The sequence below is a fragment of the Streptomyces sp. RG80 genome (assembly GCF_040446465.1).
Classification (GTDB): Bacteria; Actinomycetota; Actinomycetes; order Streptomycetales; family Streptomycetaceae; genus Streptomyces.
Genome location: NZ_JBEAAJ010000012.1, coordinates 276,033 through 289,107, shown reverse-complemented (window position 1 = coordinate 289,107; position 13,075 = coordinate 276,033). Strand labels below are relative to the sequence as shown.

The following is a 13,075-nucleotide window of genomic DNA, read 5'->3' as shown; positions in this document are numbered from 1 at the left end:
AAAAGGCACATCCGGCATGCAACCGCAACCGGCGCCTGCGGACGCGCACCCCGGTCGCGTATGGTCACGCTCATCTACCCCCGGCTAACCGTGGTGCATCCGTGATCCGATTCGACAACGTCTCCAAGGTCTACCCCAAGCAGACCCGCCCCGCACTCAGGGATGTGTCCCTGGAAGTGGAGAAGGGCGAGTTCGTCTTCCTCGTGGGGTCCTCCGGCTCCGGAAAGTCCACCTTCCTGCGGCTGGTGCTCCGCGAGGAGCGGACCAGTCACGGCCAGGTGCACGTCCTGGGCAAGGATCTCGCGCGCCTCTCCAACTGGAAGGTGCCGCAGATGCGCCGCCAGCTGGGGACGGTGTTCCAGGACTTCCGGCTGCTGCCCAACAAGACGGTCGCCGAGAACGTGGCCTTCGCGCAGGAGGTCATCGGCAAGTCGAAGGGCGAGATCCGCAAGTCCGTGCCGCAGGTGCTCGACCTCGTCGGGCTCGGCGGCAAGGAGGACCGGATGCCCGGTGAGCTCTCCGGTGGTGAGCAGCAGCGCGTCGCCATCGCGCGGGCCTTCGTCAACCGGCCCAAGCTGCTGATCGCCGACGAGCCCACCGGCAACCTCGACCCGCAGACCTCCGTCGGCATCATGAAGCTGCTCGACCGGATCAACCGGACCGGTACGACCGTGCTGATGGCTACGCACGACCAGAACATCGTGGACCAGATGCGCAAGCGCGTCATCGAGCTGGAGCAGGGCCGCCTCGTCCGCGACCAGGCGCGCGGCGTCTACGGCTACCAGCACTGACCGCACAGTCCACGGAAAGGCCCAACCAGACGCCATGCGCGCCCAGTTCGTACTGTCCGAGATCGGTGTCGGTCTCCGTCGCAATCTGACGATGACGTTCGCCGTCGTCGTCTCCGTCGCCCTGTCCCTCGCCCTGTTCGGCGGGTCGCTCCTCATGAGCGACCAGGTCAACACCATGAAGGGCTACTGGTACGACAAGGTCAACGTCTCGGTCTTCCTCTGCAACAAGAGCGACGCCGAGTCCGACCCCAACTGCGCCAAGGGCGCGGTGACCGACGACCAGAAGAAGGAGATCCTCGCCGACCTCGACAAGATGTCGGTCGTCGAGAAGGTCACCTACGAGACCCAGGACCAGGCGTACAAGCACTACAAGGAGCAGTTCGGCGACTCCCCGCTGGCCGCCTCCCTCACGCCGGACCAGATGCAGGAGTCGTACCGGATCAAGCTGAAGGACCCGGAGAAGTACCAGGTCGTCGCGACGGCCTTCGACGGCCGGGACGGCGTGCAGTCGGTGCAGGACCAGAAGGGCATCCTGGACAACCTCTTCGGACTCCTCAACGGCATGAACTGGGCCGCGCGCGCGGTGATGGCGCTCATGCTGGTCGTCGCCCTGATGCTGATCGTCAACACGGTGCGCGTCTCCGCGTTCAGCCGACGGCGCGAGACCGGCATCATGCGCCTGGTCGGCGCCTCGGGCTTCTACATCCAGGCCCCGTTCATCATGGAGGCCGCCGTCGCCGGGCTCATCGGAGGCACGGTCGCCTGCGGATTCCTGGTGGTGGCCCGGTACTTCATCATCGACCACGGCCTGGCCCTGTCCGAGAAACTCAATCTGATCAACTTCATCGGCTGGGACGCCGTACTGACGAAGCTTCCGCTCATCCTGGCGACGAGCCTGCTGATGCCCGCGTTGGCAGCGTTCTTCGCGCTGCGCAAGTATTTGAAGGTGTGACACACGCCAAGAGGGCCGTACGGTCAACCGGCCGTGCGGCCCTTCGCGTTGTCCTAGACTCACCCGCATGTCAGGCCGAGACCTGTTCTGTCAGCCCCGCCGTTTCGGCCGCGGGGCGGCTCTGACGTTGGTGTTCGCGAGTGTGCTGGTGGCGGGGGCGGCGACCGGGTCGTTGCCCGAGGGCGACCGGAAGAGCACGCCGGACAGGGCCGGTTCGGCCGCGCCGGCCGGGCATCACGAGAACGTCGCCGAGGCCGCCGCCGAGGCCATGGCCGCCGGGAAGTCCCCCGTGGAGGCCGCCGAGCGGGCCGTCAGCCGGAGCGGGGACCGCTGGGGCGCCGTCTACTCGCCGGGCGAGTACGAGGAGTTCGAGGAGGCCCTCGACGGCCGGTACACCGGCGTCGGGCTGTGGGCGCGGCGGGAGCGGGACGGGCGGATCGAGGTGACCAAGGTGCGCGCCGGGTCGCCCGCCGCGGTCGCCGGGATCCGGTCCGGGGACCGGTTGCGCAGTGTCGACGGACGCAAGGTCGACGGGCGGCCCGTGACCGAGGTGGTCTCCTTACTGCGCGGTGACGCCACCGACGCGGCCGCCGGTACGACGGTCACGCTCGGGCTGGAGCGGGGCACGCGCGCGTGGGACGAGACGCTGCGGCGGGCCCGGCTGTCCACGGACTCGGTCACCGTTCGACAACTCGCCGACGGGACCACCGTCATCAAGATCGACTCGTTCACCAAGGGCTCCGGCGCCGCCGTCCGCGCCGCCGTCCGACAGGCCCCCGCCGCCTCCGGCATCCTCCTCGACCTGCGCGGCAACTCCGGCGGTCTGGTCGCCGAGGCCGTCACCGCCGCCTCCGCCTTCCTCGACGGCGGCCTGGTCGCCACCTACGACGTCGAGGGCGCCCAGCGCGCGCTGCACGCCGACCCCGGCGGCGACACCACCAGACCCCTGGTCGCGCTCGTCGACGGCGGCACGATGAGCGCGGCCGAGCTGCTCACGGGCGCCTTGCAGGACCGCGGGCGCGCCGTGGTCGTGGGCTCCCGGACCTTCGGCAAGGGGTCGGTGCAGATGCCCAGCCGGCTGCCGGACGGGTCGGTGGCCGAGCTGACCGTGGGGCACTACCGGACACCGTCCGGGCGCGGCGTCGACGGCAAGGGCATCACCCCCGACCTGGACGCCGACCAGCGGGTGATCGAGCGCGCGGAGACCGTTCTGAGCGGACTGAGCCCGCAGTCGTAAACGGCTTTCCGCGGACCCCCTCCGTAGTGCGAAAATGGACGGCACTATGAGCAAGGGAATGTACGTACCGAAGGAGTCCCAGCCCAAGCTGGGCGGTGGGGCCGCCGCCAAGGCCAGGGACGGCGAGAAGGGCGGCAAGCGCAAGATCGTCGCCCAGAACAAGAAGGCCCGCCACGACTACGCGATCGTCGACACCTACGAGGCCGGCATCGTCCTCATGGGTACCGAGGTCAAGTCGCTGCGCGAGGGGCGGACCTCACTGACCGACGGCTTCGTCCAGATCGACCGGGGCGAGGCATGGCTGCACAACGCCCACATCCCCGAGTATCACCAGGGCAGCTGGACCAACCACTCCGCGCGCCGCAAGCGCAAGCTGCTGCTGCACCGCGAGGAGATCGACAAGCTGGAGTCGAAGGCCCAGGAGACGGGTCACACGATCGTGCCCCTCGCCCTGTACTTCAAGGACGGCCGGGCCAAGGCCGAGATCGCGCTCGCGCGAGGAAAGAAGGAGTACGACAAGCGGCAGACCCTACGCGAGAAGCAGGACCGGCGGGAGTCGGACCGGGCGATCGCGGCGGCGAAGCGGAAGCAGCGCGGTCAGTAGCCGCGTGGGCCGCCGGGAATGCGCTGGCATCGGCGGGCGTTGGTCACGTACGATGGCACCGCACCCCACAGCGGGTGCGCGCCCCCTCTCGCGAGGGGTTTTGAAAAAACAACATGGGGATGATCGGTTTCGACAGCGGATGTCGAAGCAGGGGAAGCGTGTCGAGGAAGCGGCAATGATCTCGTTAACCATATGTCGCAAAAAATAATCGCCACTAACAAGAGCGATTCCCGCACCTTCGCCCTCGCTGCCTAATAAGCAGTGAGTGAAGGTCCTTAACGGGTGTCAGCCCGGGAGTGTTCCCGACCCGGATCCTGGCATAATCTAGGGGACTAAACCATCGAGCCCGGTCACGGGGTTCGATGGGAAATCAAACAGTGACTGGGCCCGTCGGCGACTTGTTCGCGTGATTGCCGGGGCCGAGAAAATCACAGCGAACTGCACACGGAGAAGCCCTGATTCCGCACCGTTGGACGCGGGTTCGATTCCCGCCATCTCCACCATTTCCCATGTGGGCAAAGGCCCCGCGGCCTCCGGGCGGCGGGGCCTTCGTCATGCCGCCCCGCGACGCGAGCCGGCGCGACTTGTGACAGCGCTGTGACCGGAGGTGTGGCTTCCGCCACAGCCGAGGGCGTCGGCCCCTGATGAGGTGGGCGGATGTCCAGCGCCTCGCGGGTCGTGCCCGCCGTACTCGCCGGTGTCCTGCTGCTCGCCGCGTGTGGTTCCGAGCATGCCTCACCGGGTGGGGGCACCGCTGACGCCTCGGGCGGTGCCGCCTCGACGTGCCCGGCGGGCTTCGGACAGTCCGCCGCCGACGGTCCGGACGAGGACGGCGTGAAGATCACCGCGCTGCGTCCGCAGGGACCGGGTGGCAACTGCGGGGCCGGCTTCTCCGCGACCTTCGAGGTCACCAACACGCTGCCCGTGGCGGCCACTTACACGATCACCTTCGGGTTCCGCAGCTCAGCGGGCGGCGGGGTCGACAACGTCGAGCGGGTCGTCGAGTCGGTCGGGCCGGGGCGCACCGCCAAGGGGACCGTGGAGCCGTTGGAGACGACCGGGAACGTGTCCGGGCTGTCGGGCGTGGAGGTCGTCAAGGTGCGCGGCGTCCCCGTCGACGAGGCCTCGTCCGCCTCGGGCCCGTGCCCCGCCTCCGGAGTGCACGTCTACGCCGATCAGGGCGACGCCGCCATGGGGTTGCGCGTGGTCGGCCTGCACCTCGTCAATTGCGGCACCCGGAGCTATGAGCTCGACGGCTACCCGGAGCTCGAACTCCTCGACGAGGACCACGACTCCGTCGACAGTGTGAAGATCCTCGACGGGACCGAACAGATCAGCACCGCCGTGGGCGGGGACGGATCCCCGCGGCCCGTGACCCTGCGGCCGGGCGAGGCCGCGCAGACGACGCTCGCGTGGCGGAACACCACCGAGGTCAGTGCCGACGGCCCGGTGAACGTGCCCTACGTCCGGGTGCGGCCGAAGCCCGGTGCCGACCCCGTGACGGTGGTTCCGGAACTGGACCTCGGGACGACGGGGCGGCTCGGCGTGGGGCCGTGGAAGAAGGACGAGACCTACCGGGGGACCGACACGGGGACCGCGCGGCCGACGGCGCCGTATCCGACGGCGCCCGTCCCCGCCTCCCCGTGACCGGCTTCCTCGCGGTCCTCGCGGGCGCGGTCCTGCTGTTCCTGCTCGGCCATCCGGCGGTCCCGTCCGGCTTCAAGGTCCTCGCCCTCACCGCGCCCCCGGTGGCCGTGATCGTCTGGCTGCTGGTGGAGTGGCTCGAGGAACCGGGCACCGCGCTGACCGTCGCCGCGGTGTACGTCGTCATACAGATCGCGCTGAACGGACTCCTCGGCCGGCCCCGGGTGCCGTCCTGGGCGAAGATCACCGTCTTCGTGACGATCCCGGTGGCGGCCGCCGCCTGGCTGCTGATCGTCACGGCCGACGACACGGCCAAGGACCCCGGCGAGGACCCGTGCACCATGTACTACGGGGGCGTGGGCCGGTCCAGGACGTTTCCCCCGCAGGCCTACTGCCTCTACGAGGACGGCAGCACCCACAACCTTGCCTCCGGCACCCAGTTCGTGTTCTGGGTCTGTTTCGTCGCCAGTCTGCTGCTGCTCTCGGTCGGACTGTGGGAGGTCGTGAGGCGTCCGGGGACACTGGTACGGCAGTTCCGTACGAACGGGGACGCCTCGCTCACCGGGTGAACCACCATGGCGGACCGGCCCGTTGTGGTGCGTGACCCCATATCGGGGGTTCGTTCACGCTTCTACGGTCCCTCCCCATGACACAGACCAGAGCCGCGACCCTGCTCACCGTCCTGACGGCCCTCCTCGCCGTCCTCCTGACCCCGACGCCCGCGTCCGCCGCCTCCGCCGCCTCCGTCCAGGAGGTCACCGGGTTCGGCACCAACCCCGGGGCGCTGCGGATGTTCCGGTACGTCCCCGACGGGCTGCCCGTCGGGCGGCCGGTCGTCGTCGCGCTGCACGGGTGCACCCAGAACGCCGCCGGATACGGCACCGGCAGCGGCTGGACGCAGCTCGCCGACCGGTGGGGCTTCTCCGTCGTGCTGCCCCAGCAGCAGTCGGCCAACAACTCCTCGCTCTGCTTCAACTGGTTCCAGGCAGGCGACATCGCGCGCGGCCAGGGCGAGGCCGCGTCCGTCGCGCAGATGGTGGAACGGCAGGTCGGGGACGTCGGCGGGGGCCCGGTGCATGTCACCGGGCTGTCCGCCGGGGGCGGGCTCGCCGCCGTGATGATGGCGGCTTACCCGGAGAAGTTCGCCGCGGGCGGCATCGTCGCCGGGCTGCCGTACGGGTGTGCGCAGGCGGCCGGTTCGCCGTACGTGTGCATGTACGTCGGGGCCACCCAGACCCCGGACCAGTGGGGCGACCGGGTGCGGGCCGCGCGGCCCGGGTACGCCGGGCCCTGGCCGACGCTGGTCGCCTTCCAGGGCACGGCCGACTACACCGTGAAGCCGGTCAACATGACCGACCTGGTCGAGCAGTGGACGGACGTGCACGGCACCGACCGGACGGCCGACGTGAGCGACACCGTCGCCGGGTATCCCCATCGGGTCTACCGGGACCCGGCGGGGAACCCCGTCGTCGAGACTTACAGCCTCACCGGCATGGGCCACGGACAGCCCGTGGACCCGGGGAGCGGCGTCGAGCAGTGCGGGACCGCCGGGGCGTACGTCCTCGACGTCAACCTGTGCGCCGCGTACCGGATGGGCCTGGCCTGGGGACTCAGCGCAGGCTGAACGTCGCCAGCCGCAGGCCCTCCCCCTTCAGCACCAGGTACACGTCGGTACGGCCCTTCGCCGCCCGCGAGAGGTCGGCGGTCACCGTCTCGTAGGCGTACGGCGATGACGTACCGCCGAAGGTGGCCGTACCGGCGAGGGTGCCGGTCGGGGAGCCCAGCCGGACCTCGACCGTGCCGGAGGCGCCGGCCAGCCGGGCGGTGAACTTCGAGGCCCGTGAGCCGAGTTGGGAGTCGGCGAACTTCAGCCATGCCCCGTCCGCGGCCGTCACGCCCACCGCCGTACCGCGCTCCTTCGACTCGTCGACGAGACGTGTGCCGTCGTAGTCGTCGAAGTTCTCGGCGCGGGTGGTGCGGGACAGGTCGCGGGCGGGGATGGTCTCGCCGGAGACCTGCCAGGTGGCGCGGGCACGGATGTCCGTGGCGGAGGCGCCGACCAGCACGTCGTAAGTGCCGCTCTCCACGACCCACTTGGAGCGGGTGACGTCCCAGTGCGCGAGGTCCTTCTTCGTGACCTTCAGCTTGACCGTCTTGGTCTCGCCGGGCTTCAGCGACACCTTCTGGAACGCCTCCAGCTGCTTCAGGGGCTGCTTGTCGCGGGAGACGCGCTGGTGGGCGTAGAGCTGGACGACCTCGGCGCCGGTGCGGTGGCCGGTGTTGGTGACCTTCACCTCGTAGCCGCCGGGGACCTGCTTCAGGGAGCCGTAGCGGAAGGAGGTGTAGGAGAGGCCGTAGCCGAAGGGGTAGAGCGGGCGGCCCTTGAAGTACTGGTAGGTGCGGTCGGACTTGATGATGTCGTAGTCGAGGATCGACGGGAGGTCGGACTCCGACTTGTACCAGGTCTGGGTGAGGCGGCCCGAGGGGTTGGCGTCGCCGTACAGGAGGTCCGCCAGCGCGTTGCCGGTCTCCTGGCCCGCGTGGGACGTCCACAGGACGGCGGGGACCTCCTGCTGGAGGGCGCCGAGGGTGGTCGGGTAGCTGTTCTCGACGATCACGACCGTCTTCGGGTTGGCCTTGCGGACCGCCTTGACCAGGGCTTCCTGGGCCGGGGCCAGGCTCATGTCGGTGCGGTCGTGGGCCTCGCGGCCGTTGATCGAGGGGTTGGAGCCGACCACGACCACCGCGGTGTCCTTGCCCTTCACCGCGGCCGCGGCCTCCTCGACGCCGCTGCGGACGACGTCCTTCGAGTAGTGCGCGGCGGCGTCCTTCGCGACCAGGCCGAGCGTGCCGTCAGTGCCGGTCGGGCCGAGGTAGACCGGGTTGCCCCACCAGGGCTCCTCGGTCTCGTAACCCGCGTACCGCAGCAGGTAGGTGCCGTCGGACTGCTCCTCCAGCTTGAACTGCTGCTGGGCGAACCAACCACCCGGCTGTACCTGGTCGTTGACGAACGAGGACCAGTTGTAGCCGACGTACTTGCCGTTGGCGGCCGAGCGCAGGGTCACCACACCGCTGCCCCAGTCGAAGACGTCGAACTGGGCGCTCGTGTCCGAGGCCGCGGTCTCCTTCAGGGGCTCGCCGTCCGTGTCCGTGCCCGCCGTAACGTACTTGCCGGTCGCCGCGTTCTTGAGCGCGATGCGGTCGACGCCCTCGCTCTGCGCCACCTGCGAAACGCCGAGCTTGGCGGCGATGCCCTCGGCGGGGGTGACCGCGTAGGGGAGCGTGCCCGAGTACCAGTCGGTGTAGAGGGTGTCGGCGAGCGGGCCGACCACGGCGACGTTCTTGGCGGACTTCTTCAGCGGGAGGGCACCCGCCTGGTTCTTCAGCAGCACCGCGCCCTCGGTCGCCGCCTCGCGGGCCAGCTTCTGGTGGGCCGGGCTGTTGATGACGGACCTGTCGATCGAGCCGTACTTGCCGCCGCCCGGGTCGAACTCACCGAGCCGGACGCGGACGGACAGGATGTGCCCGGCGGCCTCGTCGACGTCCGACTCCTCCAACAGCCCTTGCTCCAGAGCCGACTTGACCGCGCCGGTCGTCACCGACGAGTTCGCGTCGTTGTCCGTGAAGCTGTCGAGGCCGGCCTTCATCGCGGCCGCGTCGCCCTCCACCACGCTCGGGAAGTACTTCTGGTCGCCGGGGAGATTGCCGGGGGCGAAGGCGTCGGAGACGTTCAGGAGGTCGTACGAGGTCCACTTCCGTACGACGTCGTTCAGGTCCGGATTCACCGTAGCGGGGCGGCCGTTGACGAGGTTGTAGGAGGACATCACGCCCGTTGCCGCGTTCGCCTCGATCGCCGGTCTGAAGGCCGCCTCGTCGTACTCCTTCGCGACGCGCGGGCGCAGGTCGGAGGAGGTGGTGGTGCGGTGCCACTCGTTGTTGTTGGCGAGGTAGTGCTTGAGAGTGGGGGCCGTCTTGAGGTGGTCCGGGTCGCCGCCGGTCAGGCCTTCGCCGTACGCCGTCGACAGTGCGCCGGTCAGGCCGGGGTCCTCGCTGTAGCCCTCCTCGTTGCGACCCCAGCGCGGGTCGCGGAGGGGGTTGACCACGGGCGCCCAGAGGTTGAGGCCCCAGCCGGGCGGGCGTTCCTGCTGGAAGCCGCGCGCCTCGTCGCCGACCGCCGAGCCGACCTGCTCCATCAGCGCGGGGTCCCAGGTCGAGGCGAGTCCGATGGCCTGCGGGAACACGGTGGCCTCGCCGAGCCAGGCGACGCCGTGCAGGGCCTCGGTGCCGGTGCGGAAGGACTGGATGCCGAGCCGGGGGACCGCCGCCTGGTACTGGTGGAGGAGGCCGATCTTCTCGTCGAGGGTGAGGCGGGAGAGCAGGTCGTCGACCCGTTGGTCCACGGTCAGGGACGGGTCGCGGAAGGGGTACGTCTCCTCCGCGTGGGAGGGGACGGTGGCGCCGAGCCCTGCGACCAGGGCCAGCGCCACCACCAGGGTGGATCTACGTCTCTTGCCTTTCATGCCTTTCATGTCACGGCTCCTTCGAGTAGGGCCTTGCAACAACTGGGCGGGTACGGGGTTCAGGGCGCGTTTCTCGGTGCCGTGCTCGCGCGTTCCGTCATCCGGGGCGGCAGCAGCGTGGCCTCGGGCACCGGCTTGCTGTCGAGCTTCTTCATCAGCAACTCGACGGCCCGCGTGCCGACTTCGGCCGAGGGCAGGGCGACGGAGGTGACCGGGACGCGGAGGTTCCCGGCGATTTCGTCGGGGCAGATCGCGGTGACGGAGAGGTCGGCGGGGACGCGCAGCCCGAGCTGCTCGAAGGCGTCGATCAGCGGCTCCAGGATCGCCTCGTTGTGGACGACCACGCCCGTCAACGCGGGTTGCTCGCGCAGCAGTTGCTCGGCGACCTCGCGGGCGGCGGCGGGTGAGGCCTCGCAAGGGTGGACGGAGGAGGCGAGGCGGCCCCGGTCCGCTGCGGCGGTGAAACCCTGGACGACCCGCTGGGCGAACGCGGTCTGCCGGACGTACACCTCCGGCGGCGACCCGACCAAGGCCACCACCCGGTGCCCGAGCCGCGCCAGATGCTCCACGCACGCCTCGCCGGCCGCCTTGAAGTCGAGGTCGATGCAGGTGAGGCCGTCCGCCTCCGCCGGGAAGCCGATCATCACCGCCGGTCGGTCCAGTGAGCGCATCAACGGCAGCCGGGGGTCGTCGAGTTGGACGTCCATGACGATCATCGCGTCCACCAGCGCGGTGTCCGCGACCCGCCGCAGCCCGTCCTCGCCCTCCTCCTGGGTCAGGAGCAGCACGTCATGGTCGTAGCGCCTGGCTGTCGTCACGACCGACACCGCGAACTGCATGACCACCGGGACATGGATGCCGGTCCGTAAAGGGACCACCAGGGCCAGTACGTTCGAGCGGCTGCTGGCCAGTGCGCGGGCGCCCGCGTGCGGGCGGTAGCCGAGCTCGCGGATGGAGGCCTCGACGCGTTGCCGGGTCTCCTCGGAGATGGGGCGTTTGCCGCTGAGGGCGTAGGAGACGGTGCTGGGGGAGACGCCCGCGTGCCGGGCCACATCCGTGATCTTCACCATCAGCCCAGCTCCACCGTGAGGAACCCGGTTCCGGCCGGCGCCCGCACGACCCGCTCCCCGGCCGCCAGCGCCCACGGCGCCGAGGGGTCGGCGCACGACGCTCGCAGCGTGTCCCCTTCCCGTACGACGGTGTAGGCCACGTCCCCGACCCGTACCGTCACCTGCGCGCCCCGCTTCAGGCCGTACGCCCGCAGCGTCACCCCGTCGGCGTGGTCGTAGTCGGGCCGGTCGGCCACCGCGCCCACCGGGATCACCGCACCGGGCCGCACGAGCAGCGGCACGCTGAGGAAGTCGTGGCGTTCCCGGACCCAACGCGGGCCGGTGACCGTCTCGCCGGTCACGAAGTGGGTCCAGGTGCCCTCCGGGACGTAGTACGCGACCTCGCCCTCGTCGCTGAACACCGGCGCCACCAGCAGGTCGGGGCCGAGCATGTACTGCCGCTCCAGATGCGCGCACCCGGGGTCGTCCGGGAACTCCAGGACCATGGCCCGCATCATCGGGGTGCCCTCGGCGTGGGCGGTGCGGGCGGCCTCGTAGAGGTAGGGCATCAGGCTGAGCTTGAGGCGGGTGAAGTGCCGCAGCACGTCGACCGACTCCTCGTCGAAGAGCCACGGGACGCGGTAGGAGGAGCTGCCGTGCAGGCGGCTGTGGGAGGACAGCAGGCCGAAGGCCAGCCAGCGCTTGAACAGCGCGGCCGTCGGCGTGCCCTCGAAGCCGCCGATGTCATGGCTCCAGAACCCGAAGCCGGACAGCCCGAGGGAGAGCCCCCCTCGCAGCGACTCCGCCATCGACTCGTAGGTCGCCTCGCAGTCGCCGCCCCAGTGCACCGGGAACTTCTGGCTGCCCGCCGTCGCCGAGCGGGCGAAGACGACCGCCTCCTCCTCGCCCTTCTGCTTGCGCAGCACGTCGAAGACCGTGCGGTTGTAGAGGTACGTGTAGTAGTTGTGCATCCGCTCCGGGTCCGAGCCGTCGGACCAGGCCACGTCGAGGGGCACCCGCTCGCCGAAGTCGGTCTTGAAGCAGTCGACGCCCTGGGCCAGCAGCGCCTCCAGCTTCGACGCGTACCACTCACGCGCCGCCGGGCTGGTGAAGTCCACGAACGCCATCCCCGGCTGCCACATGTCCCACTGCCAGACGCGACCGTCGGGCCGCTTCAGCAGATGCCCGAGCGCCTTGCCCTCGGCGAAGAGGGGGGAGCGCTGGGCGATGTAGGGGTTGATCCAGACGCAGACCCGCAGCCCCTTCGCCTTGAGCCGCTTCAGCATGCCCTCCGGGTCCGGGAAGACCCGGGGGTCCCACTCGAAGTCGCACCAGTTGTGCTCGCGCATCCAAAAGCAGTCGAAGTGGAAGACGGAGAGCGGCAGTTCACGCTCCCGCATGCCCTCGATGAAGGAGGTCACCGTCTCCTCGTCGTAGGACGTGGTGAACGACGTCGACAGCCACAGGCCGAACGACCAGGCGGGCGGGAGCGCCGGACGACCGGTGAGGGCCGTGTACTTGCGGAGGATCTCCTTCGGGGTCGGGCCGTGGATGACGTAATACGTCAACTCCTGCGTCTCCGCGCTGAACTGGACCCTGGAGACCGCCTCCGAGGCGACCTCGAAGGAGACCTTGCCCGGGTGGTCGACGAAGACGCCGTAGCCGGCGTCCGTCAGATAGAACGGGACGTTCTTGTAGGCCTGTTCGGTGGTCGTGCCGCCGTCGGCGTTCCAGATGTCGACGACCTGACCGTTCTTCACCAGCGGGCCGAAGCGCTCGCCGAGGCCGTAGACGGACGTTCCGACCGTGAGGTTGAGCTGCTCGCGGAGGTAGTGGCCGCCGGCCGCGTCCCGCATGATGCCCATGCTCTTGTGGCCGCTGCTGGTCAGGACCCGGCCCTGGGCGACGAAGTCGAGGTGCCAGGGCCCGGAGGCGGCGAACCGGACCGAGAGGGCGCCCGAGGTCAGGGTCGCGTGGTCGTCGTCGTACGAGACCTGCGCGGCGGGGTTGTCCGTGCTGAGCTCGAACTCGGGGCCGGTCCGCTGCTCGCCCTCGAAGTGCGTGAACGTCACTCCTATGACGTCCGGCATCGGGGTGTGGGCGTTGATCGTCATGACCGGTCCTGTCATCAGGTCGCCGCGGCTGCGGATCGGCCGGGAGGGCGCGTGGATCTCCAGGCCGCCGCGCTCGGTGGGGGTGACGTCGAGGACTTCGGCCGGGTGGTCCGCCGTGACGCCCTCGCGCAGCAGCCAGTAACCGTCGGTGAACTTCATGTGGG

10 protein-coding genes and 1 other RNA gene are annotated in these 13,075 nt (G+C 69.9%); 8 read left to right on the top strand and 3 right to left on the bottom strand.

The genetic code is table 11. The annotated features are described in order from the left end of the window. Positions 1-101: 101 nt before the first annotated feature. From ftsE to ABKA17_RS37705, 8 genes are all read left to right on the top strand, one after another. Positions 102-791: a cell division ATP-binding protein FtsE gene (ftsE, locus tag ABKA17_RS37740; RefSeq protein WP_020132390.1), complete on the top strand. Its 690-nt coding sequence runs from the start codon at positions 102-104 to the stop codon at positions 789-791. Positions 792-825: 34 nt separating this feature from the next. Further along, positions 826-1,743 carry a permease-like cell division protein FtsX gene (ftsX, locus tag ABKA17_RS37735; protein WP_353696884.1) on the top strand — a complete coding sequence of 306 codons (918 nt, stop codon included), beginning with the start codon at positions 826-828 and terminating at the stop codon, positions 1,741-1,743. 67 nt (positions 1,744-1,810) lie between these two features. Further along, positions 1,811-2,980, top strand: a complete 1,170-nt coding sequence (locus ABKA17_RS37730) for a S41 family peptidase (protein ID WP_353696883.1) — start codon at positions 1,811-1,813, stop codon at positions 2,978-2,980. A 58-nt stretch (positions 2,981-3,038) separates the two neighbouring features. After that, entirely contained in the window at positions 3,039-3,584 is a 546-nt protein-coding gene (smpB, locus tag ABKA17_RS37725) for an SsrA-binding protein SmpB (protein ID WP_353696925.1), read from the top strand. A gap of 115 nt (positions 3,585-3,699) precedes the next feature. After that, positions 3,700-4,087: a transfer-messenger RNA gene (gene ssrA, locus ABKA17_RS37720) on the top strand. Between the two features lie 154 nt (positions 4,088-4,241). Continuing rightward, positions 4,242-5,231, top strand: a complete 990-nt coding sequence (locus ABKA17_RS37715; protein WP_353696882.1) for a DUF4232 domain-containing protein — start codon at positions 4,242-4,244, stop codon at positions 5,229-5,231. Further along, positions 5,228-5,797 carry a hypothetical protein gene (locus ABKA17_RS37710; protein WP_353696881.1) on the top strand — a complete coding sequence of 190 codons (570 nt, stop codon included), beginning with the start codon at positions 5,228-5,230 and terminating at the stop codon, positions 5,795-5,797. Before ABKA17_RS37715 ends, ABKA17_RS37710 begins: the two co-directional genes overlap by 4 nt. Positions 5,798-5,874: 77 nt before the next feature. Next, the gene (locus ABKA17_RS37705; protein ID WP_353696880.1) at positions 5,875-6,852 is read left to right on the top strand and encodes an extracellular catalytic domain type 1 short-chain-length polyhydroxyalkanoate depolymerase; all 978 of its coding nucleotides are present in this window, start codon (positions 5,875-5,877) and stop codon (positions 6,850-6,852) included. Here ABKA17_RS37705 and ABKA17_RS37700 read toward each other — a convergent pair. From ABKA17_RS37700 to yicI, 3 genes are read right to left on the bottom strand one after another with little or no spacing between them, the layout of a single operon-like run. Next, positions 6,839-9,757 (bottom strand): glycoside hydrolase family 3 C-terminal domain-containing protein, encoded by a 2,919-nt coding sequence (locus tag ABKA17_RS37700; RefSeq protein ID WP_353696879.1) that lies wholly within the window; start codon positions 9,755-9,757, stop codon positions 6,839-6,841. The two genes, ABKA17_RS37705 and ABKA17_RS37700, sit on opposite strands and share 14 nt — an antisense overlap. A gap of 50 nt (positions 9,758-9,807) precedes the next feature. Then, positions 9,808-10,818 (bottom strand): LacI family DNA-binding transcriptional regulator, encoded by a 1,011-nt coding sequence (locus ABKA17_RS37695; protein ID WP_353696878.1) that lies wholly within the window; start codon positions 10,816-10,818, stop codon positions 9,808-9,810. After that, complete coding sequence (yicI, locus tag ABKA17_RS37690; RefSeq protein ID WP_502994512.1) at positions 10,818-13,070, bottom strand: alpha-xylosidase; 2,253 nt, start codon at positions 13,068-13,070, stop codon at positions 10,818-10,820. The genes ABKA17_RS37695 and yicI overlap by 1 nt, the downstream gene beginning before the upstream one ends. Positions 13,071-13,075 lie beyond the last annotated feature (5 nt).